Origin of the sequence: Stappia sp., from assembly GCF_040110915.1 — a bacterium.
In the GTDB taxonomy this organism is placed as follows: Bacteria; Pseudomonadota; Alphaproteobacteria; order Rhizobiales; family Stappiaceae; genus Stappia.
In genome coordinates this window covers 2,739,430-2,757,558 of the sequence record NZ_CP157793.1, presented here as the reverse complement: position 1 = coordinate 2,757,558, position 18,129 = coordinate 2,739,430, and the positions used below count along the sequence as shown (strand labels likewise).

At 68.8% G+C, this 18,129-nt stretch carries 12 protein-coding genes; all 12 read left to right on the top strand.

Translation table 11 applies throughout. The features are described 5' to 3' along the window. Positions 1-5 precede the first annotated feature (5 nt). The 12 genes from murG to ABL312_RS12310 all read left to right on the top strand — a co-directional run bounded on the left by murG (position 6) and on the right by ABL312_RS12310 (position 18,127). Positions 6-1,163, top strand: coding sequence for an undecaprenyldiphospho-muramoylpentapeptide beta-N-acetylglucosaminyltransferase (murG, locus tag ABL312_RS12365; RefSeq protein ID WP_349357684.1), 1,158 nt, complete (start codon positions 6-8; stop codon positions 1,161-1,163). Continuing rightward, positions 1,160-2,578: a UDP-N-acetylmuramate--L-alanine ligase gene (murC, locus tag ABL312_RS12360; protein WP_349357683.1), complete on the top strand. Its 1,419-nt coding sequence runs from the start codon at positions 1,160-1,162 to the stop codon at positions 2,576-2,578. Before murG ends, murC begins: the two co-directional genes overlap by 4 nt. Beyond that, entirely contained in the window at positions 2,575-3,558 is a 984-nt protein-coding gene (gene murB, locus ABL312_RS12355) for a UDP-N-acetylmuramate dehydrogenase (protein ID WP_349357682.1), read from the top strand. The genes murC and murB overlap by 4 nt, the downstream gene beginning before the upstream one ends. Then, complete coding sequence (locus ABL312_RS12350) at positions 3,551-4,480, top strand: D-alanine--D-alanine ligase (protein WP_349357681.1); 930 nt, start codon at positions 3,551-3,553, stop codon at positions 4,478-4,480. The genes murB and ABL312_RS12350 overlap by 8 nt, the downstream gene beginning before the upstream one ends. 32 nt (positions 4,481-4,512) lie before the next feature. Next, on the top strand, positions 4,513-5,382 hold the full coding sequence (locus ABL312_RS12345; RefSeq protein ID WP_349357679.1) for a cell division protein FtsQ/DivIB: 870 nt from the start codon (positions 4,513-4,515) through the stop codon (positions 5,380-5,382). Next, on the top strand, positions 5,379-6,701 hold the full coding sequence (ftsA, locus tag ABL312_RS12340; RefSeq protein ID WP_349357678.1) for a cell division protein FtsA: 1,323 nt from the start codon (positions 5,379-5,381) through the stop codon (positions 6,699-6,701). Before ABL312_RS12345 ends, ftsA begins: the two co-directional genes overlap by 4 nt. A gap of 109 nt (positions 6,702-6,810) precedes the next feature. Further along, positions 6,811-8,634 (top strand): cell division protein FtsZ, encoded by a 1,824-nt coding sequence (ftsZ, locus tag ABL312_RS12335; protein WP_349357677.1) that lies wholly within the window; start codon positions 6,811-6,813, stop codon positions 8,632-8,634. Positions 8,635-9,155: 521 nt separating this feature from the next. After that, positions 9,156-10,112, top strand: coding sequence for a UDP-3-O-acyl-N-acetylglucosamine deacetylase (lpxC, locus tag ABL312_RS12330; protein WP_349357676.1), 957 nt, complete (start codon positions 9,156-9,158; stop codon positions 10,110-10,112). A 474-nt stretch (positions 10,113-10,586) separates the two neighbouring features. After that, positions 10,587-11,411: an outer membrane protein assembly factor BamD gene (locus tag ABL312_RS12325; RefSeq protein ID WP_374730208.1), complete on the top strand. Its 825-nt coding sequence runs from the start codon at positions 10,587-10,589 to the stop codon at positions 11,409-11,411. Between the two features lie 144 nt (positions 11,412-11,555). Beyond that, positions 11,556-13,235 carry a DNA repair protein RecN gene (recN, locus tag ABL312_RS12320; RefSeq protein WP_349357674.1) on the top strand — a complete coding sequence of 560 codons (1,680 nt, stop codon included), beginning with the start codon at positions 11,556-11,558 and terminating at the stop codon, positions 13,233-13,235. Positions 13,236-13,377: 142 nt separating this feature from the next. After that, on the top strand, positions 13,378-15,549 hold the full coding sequence (ligA, locus tag ABL312_RS12315) for an NAD-dependent DNA ligase LigA (protein ID WP_349357673.1): 2,172 nt from the start codon (positions 13,378-13,380) through the stop codon (positions 15,547-15,549). A 145-nt stretch (positions 15,550-15,694) separates the two neighbouring features. Next, the gene (locus tag ABL312_RS12310; RefSeq protein ID WP_349357672.1) at positions 15,695-18,127 is read left to right on the top strand and encodes a UvrD-helicase domain-containing protein; all 2,433 of its coding nucleotides are present in this window, start codon (positions 15,695-15,697) and stop codon (positions 18,125-18,127) included. The last annotated feature ends 2 nt before the right edge of the window (positions 18,128-18,129 follow it).

The window sequence follows — 18,129 nt, the reverse complement described above, 5'->3', positions numbered from 1 at the left end:
AATCCATGGCGCGCACCTTTCTTCTCACCGCCGGGGGAACCGGCGGGCATCTGTTTCCTGCCCAGGCGCTGGCGGCCGAACTGCGGCGGCGCGGACATGTCGTGGAGCTTGCGAGCGACGCAAGGGTCGACGCCTTCGCCCGCGATTTTCCGGCGCGCAAGGTCCATGTGATCTCCTCCGCGACGCTCGGCGGGCGCTCGCCGGTCGCGCTGGCCCGCACCGCGTGGCGGCTCGCCAAGGGCACGCTGCAGGCGCGCGGCCTGCTGAAGCGCCTGAAGCCCGACGCGGTGGTCGGCTTCGGCGGCTATCCGACCTTTCCGCCGATGTTCGCGGCCTTTCTTTCCGGCGTGCCCAGCGTGCTGCACGAGGCCAATGCGGTGATGGGCCGCGCCAACCGGATGCTGGCGAAGCGCGTCGATGCCATCGCCACGAGCTTTCCGCTCGCCGACACCGGATCGCCCGCGCTGGAGGCGAAGATGGCGCGCACCGGCAACCCGGTGCGCGACGCGGTGATCGAAGCCTCCGCGATCCCCTATCGGGCGCCGGAGCCGGACGGAGCGTTTGCGCTTCTGGTGTTCGGCGGCTCGCAGGGCGCGCGCTTCTTCTCCGATGCGCTGCCGCCGGCGCTGGAGGCGCTGGACGCCGACACGCGTGCCAGGCTGCGTCTGGTGCAGCAGTGCCGGCCGGAAGACATGGAGCGGGTGCGCGCCGCCTATGAGCGCATCGGCGTGCAGGCGGAGCTTGCCCCCTTCTTCGCCGACATGGCGGCGCGGATCGCGGCGGCGCATCTGGTCGTCTGCCGGTCGGGAGCGTCGAGCGTCAGCGAGCTTGCGGTGATCGGACGTCCGTCCGTTCTGGTGCCGCTGCCCCATGCGCTCGACAACGATCAGGGCCGCAACGCGGAAATGCTCGCCGGCGCCGGCGGCGCCTGGCCGGTGGCGCAGGCGGAACTCGACACGCAGCGCCTGGCGGTGCTGCTCGGCGAACTGATGGGCGATCCGGACCGTCTGGCGCGGGCGGCGGACAACGCCCGGGCGGCGGGACGTCCGGACGCGGTCGCGCGGCTCGCCGATCTCGTCGAGCGGGTGGCGGCGGGGGCGCCCGTCGCCGGGGACCGCGCCGACACCGATACCAACAAGACAGATCAGGGAGCGGCATCATGAAGATGTCCCAGGACATCGGTCCGGTTCATTTCATCGGGATCGGCGGCATCGGCATGAGCGGCATCGCCGAGGTGCTGCACATGCTGGGCTACACGGTGCAGGGGTCGGACGTCTCCGACAGCGCGAACGTCAAGCGCCTGCGCGCCAAGGGGATCGAGGTCCATGTCGGCCACGACGCGGAGAACCTCGGACAGGCGCGGGTGGTCGTCGTGTCCTCCGCGATCCGGCGCGACAATCCGGAGCTCATCGCCGCGCGGGCCAAGATGCTGCCGGTGGTGCGCCGCGCCGAGATGCTCGGCGAATTGATGCGCTTCAAGCAGGCGATCGCCGTCGGCGGCACGCATGGCAAGACCACCACGACCTCGATGATCTCGGCGCTTCTGGATGCCGGCGGGCTCGACCCGACCGTGATCAACGGCGGCATCATCAACGCCTATGGCACCAATGCGCGCATGGGCCAGGGCGACTGGATGGTGGTGGAGGCGGATGAATCCGACGGCACCTTCGTCAAGCTGCCGGCCGACGTCGCGGTGGTCACCAACATCGATCCCGAACATCTCGATCACTACGGCGATTTCGACGGGGTGCGGGCGGCCTTCCTGCATTTCGTCACGAACGTGCCCTTCTACGGCTTCGCGGTGATGTGTCTCGATCACCCGGAGGTGCAGGCAATGGTCGGACGCATCGAGGACCGCCAGGTGATCACCTACGGGCAGAACCGGCAGGCGGACGTGCGCTTCTACGATCTGACGACCGACGGACCGACGTCGATCTTTTCGGTCGAGTTGCGCGACCGTCCGACGGGCGCGAGCGAGACCATCGAAAACCTGAAGCTGCCGATGCCGGGTCTGCACAATGTGTCCAACGCGGTCGCGGCGATCGCGGTCGCCTGGAAGCTCGGTCTCGACGCTGCGGCGATCCGCAAGGGGCTGGCGGGCTTCGGCGGCGTCAAGCGGCGCTTCACGCATACCGGGACCGCCGGCGGCATCGATGTCTTCGACGACTACGCCCACCACCCGGTGGAGATCCGCGCCGTGCTGGCGGCGGCGCGCGCGGTCGCGCAAGGCGAGGTGATCGCCGTGGTGCAGCCGCACCGCTTCACCCGTCTGGAAAGCCTGTTCGACGAGTTCTCGACCTGCTTCAACGATGCCGACCATGTGATCTGCGCGCCGGTCTATGCCGCCGGCGAGGCGCCGCGCGAGGGCATCGATCATGTCGCGCTCGCCAACGGCATTCGCGCCAGCGGCCACCGTCAGGTCCATGTCATCGATGGCGAGGCGGCGCTTGCCGGCGCCGTCGCGTCCATCGGCAAGCCGGGCGATTACGTCATGTGCCTGGGGGCGGGCAGCATCTCGCAATGGGCGCAGGCCCTGCCGGAGGGTCTGGCGAAGGCGCTGGAGGCCAGGGGCGCATGAGCTTTCCCGACCTCGTCGCGGAACACGGGCTCGACCGCATCGGCCTGCGCGGCAAGCTGACGGCGAACCAGCTGCTGTCGGCGGTGACCTGGTTCCGCGTCGGCGGTCCGGCGCAACTGCTGTTCCAGCCGGCCGACACCGAGGATCTGGCGCTGTTCCTGCGCCATCTCCCCCGGGACGTGCCGGTGCTGCCGATCGGGCTCGGCTCGAACCTACTGGTGCGCGACGGCGGCATTGCGGGCGTCGTGGTGCGGCTTGGCGCGCGTGGTTTCGGTCAGGTTTCGGTGGAGGCCGACGGGGCGATCCGCGTCGGCGCGGCGGTGCCCGACCGCAAGCTCGCCGAGGCGGCGGCCACGGCGGGGCAGGGCGGCTTCGCCTTTTACGCCGGCATTCCCGGCGGGATCGGCGGCGCGCTTCGGATGAACGCCGGCGCGCACGGCCACGAGACCCGCGAGGTGATGGTGGAGCTGACCGCCGTGACCCGGTCGGGCGAGATCGTGCGTCTGACGAATGCCGACATGGCCTATCGCTATCGCCACAGCGACCAGCCCGGCGACACGATCTTCACCGAGGCGGTGTTTCGGGGTGTGCCGCGCGACGAAGCGGCCATTCGCCAGGAAATGGCGAAGGTTGCCGCGCATCGCGAGGCGGCGCAGCCGATCCGCGAGAAGACCGGCGGCTCGACCTTCAAGAACCCGGATGGTCATTCGGCCTGGAAGCTGGTCGACGCGGCCGGCTGCCGGGGTCTGCAGATCGGCGGCGCGCGCATGTCCGACATGCATTGCAACTTCATGATCAACACGGGCGCGGCGACGGCGGAGGATCTGGAACGCCTCGGCGAGACCGTGCGGGCCCGGGTGCTGGAAACCAGCGGCATCGCGCTCGAATGGGAAATCAAGCGCCTCGGGCTGTTCCCCGAGGGGGTCGAGATCGCGCCGTTTCTCGGCGCGCGCAACGCGGAGGTGGCCGCCGATGGCTGAGCCCAAACACGTCGCCGTCCTGATGGGCGGCTGGTCGGCGGAACGCCCGGTGAGCCTCAAGACCGGCGAGCCCTGTGCCGCCGCGCTGGAGCGCGCCGGCTACCGGGTCACCCGCGTCGACGTGCAGCGCGACATCGGCCGGGTGCTGGAAGAGCTGAAGCCCGATGTCGCCTTCAACGCCCTGCATGGCCCCTTCGGCGAGGACGGCTGCATTCAGGGTCTGCTGGAAATCCTCGGCATTCCCTACACCCATTCGGGCGTGGCGGCGTCCGCGCTCGCCATGGACAAGGCCAAGGCCAAGGCGGTGATGAAGGCCGCCGGCATTCCGGTCGTGGAGCACAAGGTGCTGCACCGTCTGGAGGCGGCGAAGGCGCATGCGCTGCCGCCGCCCTATGTCGCCAAGCCGGTCAGCGAGGGCTCGTCCTTCGGCGTGCTGATCGTGGGGGAGGATGCCGAGCATCCCCCGCAGGAGCTCTATCGCGACGACTGGCCCTATGGCGACATGGTGATGGTCGAACGCTATGTGCCGGGGCGCGAGTTGACCTGCGCGGTGATGGAAAACGTCGCCCTCGGGGTCACCGAGGTGATGCCGATCGGCCACGGCTTTTATGATTACGAGGCCAAATATGCCCCCGGAGGTTCGCAACACATCCTTCCGGCGGAAATTTCACCATTTGTTTACCAAGAAGTACAGAAACTTACACTCAAGGCGCATCAGGCACTGGGCTGCAGAGGCGTGACGCGGGCCGACTTTCGCTTCGACGAGCAGCCGACCGGTGGCGGCGAACTCATCTGCCTCGAAGTGAACACCCAGCCCGGGATGACGGAAACCTCGCTCGTGCCAGAGATCGCGGCCCATGCCGGCCACTCCTTCGAGGAGTTGGTCAGTTGGATGGTGGAGAACGCAAGTTGCGGACGTTGAAGGCAAAACGGCAAGACGACGGGATGTCGCCGATGGAAACGGCGCTGGCTCCGCGCGGCCGGGGCGTGGCCCGGCTGCACCGTCGTCCGCTGTGGCGCGCGGCCGGTGTGCTGCAGGGCCTGCCGCGCTGGTCGGGAACGGCCGGCGCTCTCGTCTTCCTGGCGGCGACCATCGCCTATGGGGTTGCCATCGGCGGCTACGGCCGGATGGTCACCGAATCACTCACCTCCGCGGCCGGCTTCCGCATCGATGCGGTGAAGCTGTCGGGCCAGCGCGAGATCACCGAATTCGAAATTCTCGAGGCGCTCGAGATCGAGGAGGACACCTCGCTCGCGCTGTTCGATGCGCGGGCCGCGCGCGAGCGGCTCGCCCGCATGCCCTGGGTCGAGACCGTGTCCGTGCAGAAGCTCTATCCGGGCACGCTGCAGGTGCGCATCGACGAGCGCGACGCCTTCGCGCTGTGGCAGCGCGGCGACAGCCTGTCGGTGATCGATGCCGAGGGCCGCGTCATCAGCGACGACGTCGACGGGCGCTATGCCAACCTGCTGATGCTGATCGGCCACGGCGCGCAGTATCGCGGCGGCGAGGTTCTCGACGCGCTCGGCCAGGTGCCGGACCTGCGGGCGCGGGTGCGCGCCGCGCGTCTCGTCTCCGACCGCCGCTGGGATCTGTTGCTGGAAAACGGCATCACGCTGCGCCTGCCCGAGGAGGGCATGGTGCGCGCGCTGGCCGATGTGCTGGCGCTCGATGCGGAAAACGGCCTGCTGGCGCGCGACATCACCATGGTCGACATGCGGCTCGCCGACCGGGTCATCGTGCGGATGACCGACGAGGCCGCGCTGAGGCGCAAGGCCGGCACCTCCGGGTTCGAAACGCGCCGGCGCACGGGAGCGGACACATGACGCGGTCGGCCCATCCCGTCTATCTGCCGCGCATGCGCCCGCTGCCTGGACGGCGGGCGGTCGTGGTTTCCGTGCTCGACATCGGGTCGAGCAAGGTGTGCTGCCTGATCGCCAAGCTGACGCCGCAAAGCGACGACGCGGTGCTGCCCGGGCGCACCCATTCCATCGAGGTTCTGGGCTACGGCTATCAGCGCTCGCGCGGACTGAAGTCCGGCGTCGTCATCGACATGGATCAGGCCGAGCACGCGATCCGGCTCGCCGTCGACGCGGCCGAGCGCATGGCCGGCTTGACGGTGGAATCGCTGATCACCAACGTGAGCTGCGGACGCCTGGCCTCGGAGATCATCACCGCCAGCGTCGGCCTCGACGGCGACGCGGTGTGCGATGCCGACATCCAGCGGGTGCTGGCGGCCGGCAGCGCGCATACGGTGGGCGAGGGCCGCGCCGTCATGCACGCGCTGCCCATCGCCTATGCGCTCGACGGCAATCGCGGCGTACGCGATCCGCGCGGCATGATCGGCCGCCGGCTCGGCGTCGACATGCAGGTCGTCACCTCCGAGATCGCGCCGGTGCGCAATCTCGAACTCAGCATCAATCGCGGCCATCTCTCGGTCGAGACGATGGTCGCCACGCCCTATGCCAGCGGCCTGTCGACACTGGTCGCGGACGAGACGGAACTCGGCGTCGCCTGCGTCGACATGGGCGGCGGCACGACCACGATCTCGGTCTTCGTCGAGGGGCAGATGGTGCATTGCGACGCCATCGCCGTCGGCGGCCATCATGTGACGATGGACATCGCCCGGGCGCTGTCGACACGGCTCGCCGACGCGGAACGCATCAAGACGCTGCAGGGCTCGGCGCTGCCGAGCCAGGCGGACGAGCGGGATCTTCTGTCGATTCCGCCGGTGGATGCCGACAGCGACCTGCCGCACCAGATCCCGCGCGCCATGCTGACGCGGGTGATCCTGCCGCGGGTCGAGGAAATCCTGGAGCTGGTGCGCGACCGGCTGGCGGCCTCCGGCTTCGCCGGGCGGGTCGGCAAGCGCATCGTGCTCACCGGCGGCGCGAGCCAGCTCACGGGTCTGAGCGACGTGGCGCGCCGGGTGCTCGGGCGCCAGGTGCGCATCGGCCGGCCGCTCGGCGTCGCCGGCCTGCCCGAAGCGGCGAAGGGGCCCGCCTTCGCCTCGGCCGTCGGGCTTTTGATCTATCCGCAGGTGGCGCAGGTCGAACAGTTCGAACCGCGCGATCTGCGCAGCCGCTGGAGCTTCGGCTCCGGCACGCTCGCGAAAGTAGGGAACTGGATACGCGAGAGTTTTTGAAGGCGGCACGCCGCCTTCGAAGAAGCGCCGGGCCACCGGCGAAACGTGAGGGAACCGTTAGGTTGAAACGGACGTCCAGGAGGGGCGTCCATGGGGTCGCGAGGAAGCCATGACCATCAATTTGCAAATGCCGGATCTTCAGGAACTGAAGCCGAGAATCACGGTGTTCGGCGTCGGCGGGGCCGGCGGCAATGCCGTGAACAACATGATTCAGGCCGGCCTGCAGGGCTGCGATTTCGTCGTCGCCAACACCGACGCGCAGGCGCTGGCCAGCAACCACTCCGAACGGGTCGTCCAGATGGGCGTCGCCGTGACGGAAGGTCTCGGCGCGGGATCGCAGCCCGACGTGGGTGCTGCGGCCGCCGAAGAGGTGATCGACGAGATCAACGACTATCTGTCGGGCTCGCACATGGTGTTCATCACCGCCGGCATGGGCGGCGGCACGGGCACGGGCGCGGCGCCTGTCATCGCGCGGGCGGCGCGCGAGATGGGGATACTCACTGTCGGCGTGGTCACCAAGCCGTTCCAGTTCGAGGGCGCCCGGCGCATGCGCATCGCGGAAGCGGGCATCCTGGAACTGCAGAAGGCGGTCGACACGCTGATCGTCATTCCCAACCAGAACCTCTTCCGCATCGCCAACGCGCAGACCACCTTCGCCGACGCCTTCGCAATGGCGGACCAGGTGCTCTACTCGGGCGTGGCCTGCATCACCGACCTGATGGTCAAGGAAGGGCTCATCAACCTCGACTTCGCCGACGTGCGCTCGATCATGCGCGGCATGGGCAAGGCGATGATGGGCACCGGCGAGGCCTCCGGCGAGAAGCGCGCGATCCAGGCGGCCGAAGCGGCCATCGCCAATCCGCTGCTCGACGAAACCTCGATGAAGGGCGCGCGCGGCCTGCTGATCTCGATCACCGGCGGCAACGACCTGACGCTGTTCGAACTGGACGAGGCGGCCACCCGCATCCGGGAGGAGGTCGACTCCGAAGCGAACATTATACTGGGCGCGACCTTCGACGAGAGCCTCGACGGCATCATCCGCGTGTCGGTCGTGGCGACGGGCATCGACAAGGAAATCCGCGAGGACGTGTCGCCGGCCGAGGCGCGCATGGCGGAACTGACCCAGCGCCTGAAGACCATCTCCGATCCGGCCGGCGAGACGCCGGCCGAGCGTCCCGCGCCGGCGGCGCCGGCCCGTCCCGCGACGCAGGTCCGCCAGGCCGCGGTCGAGCGGCTGGAGCGGGAACTGGACATCTCCGAGCCGGTCAAGGCGGCGACCGATCCCGACGTGGAGATCGCGCCCTTCTCGCCCGCGCCGGAGATGCTGGAGAAGGACACGCCGGTCACCGACTTCGACGCGCCCGAACAGGCCACCGCGGCCGACGAGACGCCCGTGGTCGAGCCCTATATCCCGCCGGCGGCCGAAGCGCCGGGCGCCACGCCGCGCATGCCCTCGATCGAGGATTTCCCGCCGGTGGCGCAGCGCGAGATGCGGGCCCGGCGCGAGCCGGACGCCGAGGCGGCGGCCGCACCGCGGCATGCCGAGGCGCGCCCCGATCAGCATCACGCCGATCATGGCGACGAGCGTCGTCCGATGGGGCTTCTGCGGCGCCTCGCGAACGGACTTGCCCGCCGCGAGGACGAAGAGCACGGCGAGCACGAGTCGCATCGCGAGGTGCCGCCGGCGCCGCAGGCGGTCGCTCCGCGTCCGGCACCGGCACAGCCGCGTCCCGCCGCCCCGCAGCCGGCTCCGCAGCAGAGCGCGCCGCAGGCGGCCCGTCCGGCCGCCCCGCGTCCCGCCGCCCCGCGCCCCGCGCCGCAGGGCGCCGCCGGTCAGCTCGACCTCAACGGGCGCAGCGCGCCGCAGCCGCGGCCGGTCTCGGAGGACGATCAGCTGGAGATTCCGGCCTTCCTCCGCCGCCAGGCGAACTGACGGGAACGGCTGCCCTCACGGCCTTTTCCTCGCACGGGCGATCCGGACCCTCACCGGATCGCCCGTCCCCTTTCGCATCGGCGGCAAAGACGCGGGTGCGTTCGAAAAATCCTTTTTGAAACAGCCTGTTGGCCTTTAATTCTTCGTTACATACCGTAACAAAGCTTTATTTAGATCCCTTCCGCGCAGCCTGTATGGTGCGCCTGCATCCGACAGGGATGCGATTCACGAGGCGATTACGACGCGATTCGGTGGTGCCGCAGGGCGCATGCGCTGCCCAAAGGGGTGGCAAGGGGTGCCGGTCGATCCGGACCGCTCCGAGCATGGTCCGCGATCCGTCCGGGCCTGCTGCTTTCGGGGCGCATGGCCTGCCGGAGCCTGGAGCGCGACATCGGGCGCGCAGGACCTGGTACACAGGATCCGGCGCATGGCATCGGGCAGCATCGCGCGGGCCAGGTCACACATGGCCGGTCGGCTTCGCTCTCGGGGATCACGCAGGTCAAAGACAGGGTGTTGACGCCATGCATGTAGGTTCCGACCGGCAGACCACACTTGCCGGAAGCGTTTCCCTCACGGGCATCGGCGTTCATTCGGGCGACGCGGCCACGGTCACGCTCCATCCGGCGGATGCCGGCACCGGCATCGTGTTTCTCGGTCAGAACCGTCAGACGGGCGAGGACATCGAGATCCCGGCGCATTGGCGCGCGGTGAGCGCGACGTCGCTGTGCACCGTTCTGGGGGATCCCGCCGCCGGCGGCGTGTCGACGGTCGAGCATCTGATGGCGGCGCTGCGCGGCCTCGGTGTCGACAATGTCGCGGTCGAGCTCGATGGGCCGGAAATGCCGATCATGGACGGCAGCTCGGCGGCATTCGTGGCGGCGATCGATCAGGTCGGTCTGCGCCGGCTGGGTGCCGCGCGCCGCTACCTGCGGATCAAGAAGACCGTCCGTGTCGATCAGGGCAATGCGTGGTGCGAGCTGCGTCCCTTCGACGGATGCCGCTTCGATGTCACCATCGATTTCGACGCCGAGGTGATCGGCCGGCAGCGCCTCGTGCTGGATCTGACGCCCGACGCCTTCCGCAAGGAGCTCGCCCGGGCGCGCACCTTCGGCTCGGTGCAGGACGTGGAGAAGCTCTGGTCGCTGGGCTTCGCGCTCGGTTCCTCTCTGGAAAATTCGGTGGCGATCTCCGAGGGGCGCGTGGTCAACCCGGAAGGGACGCGCTGGGCGGACGAATTCGTCCGGCACAAGATGCTGGACGCCGTGGGCGATCTGGGTCTGGCCGGTCTGCCGCTGATCGGCGCCTATCATTCCTACAAGGGTGGCCATCGCATGAATCACGCCATTCTGGTCGAGCTTTTCGAGTCGGCCGGGCGCGATGCCTTCGAGATCGTCGAGGGGAGTTTCGGGCGCGAGCGGGTGGCGGCCGGTCGGCCGGCGGAGCGTGCGCTCGCGGTGGCCGGGCACGGCGCATCCTGATTGCCGGGCCCGATTGCCCGTCCCTATTGTTTGGCCCGATCGTCTGCCCGTCTTGTTGTGGCCGTGGGCCCGTTTTCGGCCTTGCACAGTTGCGCATTCGGCCGGTGCCGCATGCCCCGCGGATCGGGGCAGCCATAAAAATGCACCAAATCTCGGTCACATGACGTGACGCGGCGGGGGTTTCTCCGTTACAACACGCGCGCCGGATCGCATGGGGCGAGCCGCGACACAAGGCGGGCTCTGTGCCTTGGGGCCCGTTGTGCGGGCTGCGCCTGCCGGTCAGGCCAGTCGCGCGGGCCGGGAAACGGGCTGCGTTCGCGCAGGACAGATGAGTCGAGACGAGTCGACGGGTCGCACCGGTTTGCCGTTCGGCGGATGCGTCGTCAGGCCCGGGCATGGCACCCGGAGCCGAAAGGCCAGGAGTAGGACAACGTGATGGGGGCTAATCCCGACAAGGGCGCGCGCCGTCTGCTGATGAGAGGGGTTCGCGGTGCGGGTTTCGCGGCGCTGACGGCGTCCGTGCTTGCGCTCGGCGCCTGTTCGTCGACGAGCGACGACGATTTCGCCACGAACGACACCCCGCCCGAGGTCCTGTACAACGAGGGTCTGGCGCTCAGGAACGAAGGCCGGCTGGCGGACGCGCGCGTCAAGTTCGAAGAGGTGGACAAGCTCCACCCCTATTCGGAATATTCACGCAAGTCCCTGATCAATCTGGCCTATCTGAACTACTCGACGGGCAAGTTCACCGAAGCCATTTCGGCGGCCAAGCGGTTCGCGACGCTGTATCCGGGCGACGAGGACACCGCCTACGCGCTGTATATCATCGGCCAGTCCTACCATAAGCAGATCCCGGACGTGACCCGCGACCAGGAAATGACCAAGCGGGCGCTCGCCGCCTTCGGCGATCTGGTGCAGCGCTATCCCGATTCCGAATATGCGGAAGACGCGCGCACCAAGATCCGGATCGCCCAGGACCAGCTTGCCGGCAAGGAGATGGAAGTCGGGCGCTACTACCTGAAGCGCAACCATCAGATCGCGGCGATCAACCGCTTCAAGGCCGTGGTCCTGGAGTATCAGACCACCCGTCACGTCGAGGAGGCGCTGTTCCGCCTCACCGAGAGCTATTATCAGCTCGGCGTGATCAACGAGGCGCAAACGGCGGCGGCCGTGCTCGGACACAATTTTCCCGACAGCGACTGGTACAAGAACGCCTTCTCCCTGCTCAAGACCGGCGGCTACTCGCCCGACGAGGATCAGGGAAGCTGGATCAGCCGGGCATTCGACGGTATCTCTTTGTAAGGGACGAGCCCGTGTCCCCCGGGGCACGGGACCGCCCGCGGCCGGTCCGTCCGGCCTTCGAGATCCCGCCCGGCGCGATCGCGCGCCGCCTTGCTTGAAACCCCTTGCTTGGGCCCCCTGGCCAGGAATCGGTTGTTCGCCCGCATGCTCGCTGCGCTCGCCATTCGCGATATCGTTCTGATCGACCGGCTCGAGCTGACGTTCGGGGCGGGCATGTCGGTGCTCACCGGCGAGACCGGCGCGGGAAAATCCATTCTTCTCGACGCCCTGAGCCTGGCGCTCGGCGGGCGCGGCGACGCGGGGCTGGTGCGCCATGGCGAGACGCAGGGGCACATCAGCGCGGCCTTCGACGTGCCGATGGCGCATCCGGTGCGCCGGCTTCTCGCCGAGAGCGATCTTGAGGCCGACGGCGACGTGATCCTGCGCCGGGTCCAGGCGGAGGACGGGCGCAGCCGGGCCTTCATCAACGATTCTCCGGTCAGCGTTTCCCTCCTGCGGCGAGTGGGCAGCCTGCTGGTGGAAATCCACGGGCAGAACGAATCGCGCGCCTATACCGATCCGGCCGAACACCGCCGGCTGCTGGACTCCTTCGCCGGCTGCGAGCGGGAGGCGCAAGCCGTCGCCGAGGCGCATGCGGAGATGCGCCGGGCCGAAAAGGCCCTGAAGGCGCAGGAGGAGCGCATCGCCTCCGCCCGGGCGGAAGCCGATTATCTGCGCGCCTCGGCGGAGGAACTGGCGACGCTCTCTCCGCAGCCGGGCGAGGAGGAAGAGCTGGCCGCCCGGCGCCACGCGATGATGCAGGTGGAGAAGATCGCCGGCGATCTCGGCGAGGCCTACGATCTCCTGAACGGCTCCGCCTCGCCGATCAGCGAGGTGGCGTCCCTGTGGCGGCGGCTGGAGCGCAAGGCGGAGCAGGCGCCGGAGCTGCTGTCGACGCCGGTGGCCGCGCTTGCCGAGGCGCTCGACCGGCTGGAAGATGCGCGCGCCGGGCTGGAAGCCTCGGTGCGCGAGACCGAATTCGACCCGCGCGCGCTGGAGGCGACCGAGGAACGGCTTTTCGCCCTGCGCGCGGCCTCGCGCAAATTCAAGGTGCCGGTGGAGGAACTGCCGGCGCTGAAGGAGCGCTTCGACGCCGATCTCGCCGCGCTCGACGCCGGCGAGGGCGCGCTGGCCGATCTCGAGGCGGCCGCCCGCGCGGCGGTGGAGGCCTATGATGCGAAGGCGGCGACCCTCTCGGACAGGCGGACCCATGCGGCGCGGCTGCTCGAAGACGCCGTGGCGCGCGAGCTTCCGGATCTGAAGCTGGAACGCGCCCGCTTCATGGTGGATCTTGCAAGCGATCCGGGAAACCGCACCCGCGAGGGCATCGACCAGATCGAATTCTGGGTGCAGACCAATCCGGGCACCAAGCCGGGCCCGATGATGAAGGTTGCCTCGGGCGGCGAGCTGTCGCGCTTCCTGTTGGCGCTCAAGGTATCGCTCGCCGACAAGGGCTCCGCGCCGACCCTGGTGTTCGACGAGATCGACACGGGCGTGGGCGGGGCGGTGGCCGAGGCGATCGGCGCGCGGCTGGCGCGGCTGGCGCGCGAGGTTCAGGTGCTCACCGTGACCCATGCGCCGCAGGTGGCGGCACGCGCCGACGGGCATTTCCTGATCTCCAAGGAAGACGCGGACGCGGAGCGCGTCGCGACGCGGGTGACGCGGATCGACGTCGACCACCGCCGCGAGGAAATCGCGCGGATGCTCGCCGGCGCGACGATCACCGACGAGGCCCGCGCCGCCGCCGACCGGTTGCTCGCCGACGCGCCGGGGCCGCGCGGCTGACCGCGGCCCCCTTCGGCGTCATCCCCAGATCCCGCCATGATCCTGCTCGTCTGGCGCGGCGTTTCGCCCTATCTTGCCGCGCGGGGCCGCGCGGACGGCCCGTCACGTCTCAGTCCCGTCACAGCCAAGCGATCAAGCGCCCATGACCGACACCGATCTCGCAGACCGTGCCGTCGAGGATCTGACCCTGGAGGAGGCGGCGGCCGAACTGGAACGGCTCGCCGCCGAGATCGCCGAGCACGACCGGCGCTACCACGGCGAGGACGCGCCGATGATTTCGGATGCCGCCTATGACGCGCTCAAGCGGCGCAACGATGCCATCGAGGCGCGGTTTCCGACCCTGGTGCGCTCCGACAGCCCGTCCCTGCGCGTCGGCACGGCACCGGCCGACGGCTTCGGCAAGGTCACCCATGCGATCCCGATGCTGTCGCTCGACAATGCGTTTTCCGATGAGGACGTGCGCGATTTTCTCGGCCGTATCCGCCGCTTTTTGAAGATCGATCCGCTGCAGGGCACGATCGCGCTCACCGCCGAGCCGAAGATCGACGGCCTGTCGCTGTCGCTGCGCTACGAAAACCGCAAGCTGGTGACGGCGGCCACGCGCGGAGACGGGACCGTCGGCGAGAACGTTACGCAGAACGCGCGCACCGTCGCCGATATCCCCCAGACCCTGCCGGACGACGCGCCCGACATCGTCGAGGTGCGCGGCGAGGTTTACATGCGCCACGAGGATTTCCGGGCGCTGAATGCGCGCATGGAGGCCCAGGGCACCAAGGTCTTCGCCAATCCGCGCAACGCGGCGGCCGGCTCGCTGCGCCAGCTCAACCCGGAGGTGACGCGGGCGCGCCCCTTGCGCTTTTTCGCCTATGCCTGGGGAGAGATGAGCGCGTTGCCCTGCGACACGCAGTTCGACATGGTTATGAGGCTCGGCGCCTGGGGTTTTTCGGTCAACGACCGCATGCGCCGCTGCGAGAGCGTGGAAGAGGTACTCGATCTCTATCACGCCATCGAGGAGGACCGGGCGCACCTCGGCTATGACATCGACGGCATGGTTTACAAGGTCGATCGTCTCGACCTGCAGGGGCGGCTCGGCTACGTCTCGCGCGCGCCGCGTTGGGCGATCGCGCATAAGTTTCCGGCCGAAAAGGCCTTCACCGTCGTGAACGAGATCGAGATCCAGGTCGGGCGCACCGGTGCGCTGACCCCGGTGGCCAAGCTCGAGCCGGTGACGGTGGGCGGCGTGGTCGTCTCCAATGCGACCCTGCACAACGAGGACTACATCAAGGGCATCGGCTCGTCCGGCGAGGAACTCCGCGAGGGCAAGGACATCAGGGTCGGCGACACGGTGCAGATCCAGCGCGCCGGCGACGTGATCCCGCAGATCCTCGACGTGGACCTCGACAAGCGGCCGGAGGACGCGCAGCCGTTTGCGTTTCCCACCACCTGTCCGGCCTGCGGCAGCCATGCGGTGCGCGACGTCAATCCGGCAAGCGGCAAGATCGACGCGGTGCGCCGCTGCACCGGCGGGCTGGTATGCCCGGCGCAGGCGAAGGAGAAGCTCAAGCACTTCGTGTCGCGCAACGCCTTCGACATCGAGGGGCTGGGCGACAAGCAGGTGGCGTTCTTCTACGAACTGCCGATGGACGAAGGTGGCATTCGCCAGCCGGCCGACATCTTCACGCTGGCCGAGCGCGACGCGGCGTCGAAGATCAAGAAGCTGAAGAACCGCGACGGCTGGGGCGAGACCAGCGCGGCCAATCTCTTCGCCGCCATCGACGCACGCCGCTCGGTGCCGCTCAACCGCTTCATCTATGCGCTCGGCATCCGCCACGTGGGCGAGGGCAATGCCAAGCTGCTGGCGCGGCACTACGGCAGTTGGGCCGCCTTCGCCGACGCGATGACGGCGGCCGCAGACCGGGAATCCGATGCCTATCGGGATCTGATGGATATCGACGGGATCGGCGCGACGGTGGCCGGCGCGGTGGTGTCCTTCTTCGAGGAGGCGCACAACCGCGAGGCGCTGGAGGCACTGCTGAAGGAGGTGACGCCGCAGGAGATGGAGCGGGTGGACGCCGAAGACAGTCCGGTCGCCGGCAAGACGCTCGTCTTCACCGGCACGCTGGAGAAGATGAGCCGCGACGAGGCCAAAGCCAAAGCGGAAGCACTGGGCGCCAAGGTCTCCGGCTCGGTGTCGAAGAAGACCGATCTCGTCATCGCCGGTCCGGGCGCGGGCTCGAAGCTCAAGAAGGCGGCCGATCTCGGGGTCGAGGTGATCGACGAAGATGCCTGGCTGGAGCTGGCGGGGCGCGGCTGAACTGCAGGGGCGAGGCGCGCCGGGAGCCTGTCGGGGCGCGGGTTTCGGCGCCGGATCTCGATCTGGCGCGGGAACATGCTATATTGGTCCAAAGCGCGAACAGATTCGCACCATCCCCAAGCCCCATCGCGAGACCCGAGACTGCATGCCCGATCTTCCCGGTGACCCGTCCGACCCGTTCCGCCGCGCGCAGACCCTTGCGCCGGCCCCTCCGGCGGGCGGTGGCATCGCGGCGCGCGCAAGGGCCGCGCTCGCGCCCGCCCCCTCGGCCGCACCCTATCTCGACGCGCTCAACCCGGAGCAGCGCGCGGCGGTGGAGGCGCTCGACGGTCCGGTTCTGGTGCTCGCCGGGGCCGGCACCGGCAAGACCAAGGTGCTCACGACGCGCATCGCGCATATTCTCGCCACGCGCCGCGCCTTCCCGAGCCAGATCCTCGCCGTCACCTTCACCAACAAGGCGGCGCGCGAGATGAAGGAGCGCATCGCCGCGCTGATCGGCGACAGCGCCGAAGGCATGCCCTGGCTCGGCACGTTCCACGCGATCTGCGTCAAGATCCTGCGCCGGCACGCCGAGCTTGTCGGGCTCAAGTCCGGCTTCTCCATTCTCGACACGGACGACCAGATCCGGCTCATCAAGCAGATCATCCAGGCCGAGGGGCTGGACGACAAGCGCTGGACGGCGCGCGCCTTCGCCAGCCTCCTCGACGGCTGGAAGAACCGCGGGCTGACGCCGGAGCAGGTGCCGGAAGGCGAGGCGCGCAGCTTTGGCAACGGCAAGGGGCGGGCGCTTTACGAGCAGTATCAGGAGCGGCTGTCGATCCTGAACGCGGCCGATTTCGGCGACCTGCTGCTGCATGTGATCACGCTGTTCCGCACCCATGCGGATGTGCTCGCCGACTATCAGCGCCGCTTCGCCTTCATGCTGGTGGACGAGTATCAGGACACCAACATCGCGCAGTATCTCTTCCTGCGCCTGCTTGCCCAGGGCAACACCAACATCTGCTGCGTGGGCGACGACGACCAGTCGATCTATGGCTGGCGCGGGGCGGAGGTCGACAACATCCTGCGCTTCGACCACGATTTTCCGGGCGCCAAGGTCATCCGGCTGGAGCGCAACTACCGCTCCACGAGCCATATCCTCGCCGCCGCCTCGCATCTGATCGCCCACAACGAGGAACGGCTCGGCAAGACGCTCTTCACCGACGTTCAGGACGAGGAGGGCGAGGACGAGCGCGTCAGCGTCGCCGCCTCGTGGGATTCGGAGGAAGAGGCGCGCGCCATCGGCGACGAGATCGAGGCGCTTCAGGCCAAGGGGCACAGTCTGGACTCGATGGCGATTCTGGTGCGCGCGTCCTTCCAGATGCGCGAATTCGAGGACCGCTTCGTCACGCTCGGGGTCAACTACCGGGTGATCGGCGGCCCGCGCTTCTACGAGCGCATGGAGATCCGCGATGCCATGGCCTATTTCCGCTGCATCGTGCAGCCGGCCGACGATCTCGCCTTCGAGCGCATCGTCAACACGCCGAAGCGGGGGCTTGGCGAGGCGAGCCTGAAACTGGTGCATGCCTATGCCCGCGCCAACCGCATCCCGCTGATGCAGGCCGCCTCCGACCTCTGCCAGACGGAGGAACTGCGGCCCAAGGCGCGCACGGCGCTCAGGATGCTGCTCGGCGATTTCGACCGCTGGCGCGATCAGATGGCGTCGATGTCGCACACGGATCTCGCCGAGATCGTGCTGGACGAGTCCGGCTATACGGAGATGTGGCGCAACGACCGCTCTGCGGAGGCGCCGGGCCGGCTCGACAACCTCAAGGAGCTGGTGCGCTCCATGGAGGAGTTCGAATCGCTCGCAGGGTTTCTGGAGCACGTCTCGCTGGTGATGGACCGCGACGCGCAGGGCAACGCCGAGGCGGTGTCGCTGATGACGCTGCATTCGGCCAAGGGGCTGGAGTTCGACACGGTGTTCCTGCCGGGCTGGGAGGAGGGGCTGTTCCCCCACCAGCGCGCGCTCGACGAATCGGGCCGCGCCGGGCTGGAGGAGGAGCGCCGGCTCGCCTATGTCGGGCTGACGCGGGCGCGGCGGCGGGCGAAGGTCTGGTTCGCCTCCAACCGGCGCATTCACGGCCTGTGGCAGTCGACGGTGCCCTCGCGCTTTCTCGACGAGCTGCCCGAGGCCCATGTCGACGTGGTCGAGGCGCCGACGCGCTATGGCGGCTACGGCGGCGGGGGCTATGGCGCAAGCCGCTTCGACACGCGCGATCCCTTCCAGGCGAGCTATTCGACGCCGGGCTGGCAGCGCGCGCAGAAGGCCCGCACCAAGGCCGGCGGCGACAGCGGCTTCGCCGGTCGCATGGGCGGCGGGAGCGCGCGCGGCGCCGGCGGTCCGCGCACCATCGAGGGCGAACTGGTCGCCAAGTCGGTCGCCGAAACGCCGTCCGCCTTCTCGATTGGCGAGCGCGTCTTCCACCTGAAGTTCGGCTATGGCGCGATCGTCGCCATCGAGGGCAACAAGCTCACCGTCGATTTCGAGAAGGCGAGCACCAAGAAGGTGCTCGACAGTTTCGTCGAGCGCCATTGAGG

What these genes read in the sequence shown, in the direction of transcription:
- recN (WP_349357674.1), top strand. Translation starts at nt 11,556, where the DNA reads ATGCTCGCTGCGCTCGCCATTCGCGATATCGTTCTGATCGACCGGCTC.
- lpxC (WP_349357676.1), top strand. Translation starts at nt 9,156, where the DNA reads ATGCATGTAGGTTCCGACCGGCAGACCACACTTGCCGGAAGCGTTTCC.
- ligA (WP_349357673.1), top strand. Translation starts at nt 13,378, where the DNA reads ATGACCGACACCGATCTCGCAGACCGTGCCGTCGAGGATCTGACCCTG.
- ABL312_RS12310 (WP_349357672.1), top strand. Translation starts at nt 15,695, where the DNA reads ATGCCCGATCTTCCCGGTGACCCGTCCGACCCGTTCCGCCGCGCGCAG.
- murG (WP_349357684.1), top strand. Translation starts at nt 6, where the DNA reads ATGGCGCGCACCTTTCTTCTCACCGCCGGGGGAACCGGCGGGCATCTG.
- ABL312_RS12350 (WP_349357681.1), top strand. Translation starts at nt 3,551, where the DNA reads ATGGCTGAGCCCAAACACGTCGCCGTCCTGATGGGCGGCTGGTCGGCG.
- ftsA (WP_349357678.1), top strand. Translation starts at nt 5,379, where the DNA reads ATGACGCGGTCGGCCCATCCCGTCTATCTGCCGCGCATGCGCCCGCTG.
- murB (WP_349357682.1), top strand. Translation starts at nt 2,575, where the DNA reads ATGAGCTTTCCCGACCTCGTCGCGGAACACGGGCTCGACCGCATCGGC.
- ftsZ (WP_349357677.1), top strand. Translation starts at nt 6,811, where the DNA reads ATGACCATCAATTTGCAAATGCCGGATCTTCAGGAACTGAAGCCGAGA.
- ABL312_RS12325 (WP_374730208.1), top strand. Translation starts at nt 10,587, where the DNA reads ATGAGAGGGGTTCGCGGTGCGGGTTTCGCGGCGCTGACGGCGTCCGTG.
- ABL312_RS12345 (WP_349357679.1), top strand. Translation starts at nt 4,513, where the DNA reads ATGGAAACGGCGCTGGCTCCGCGCGGCCGGGGCGTGGCCCGGCTGCAC.
- murC (WP_349357683.1), top strand. Translation starts at nt 1,160, where the DNA reads ATGAAGATGTCCCAGGACATCGGTCCGGTTCATTTCATCGGGATCGGC.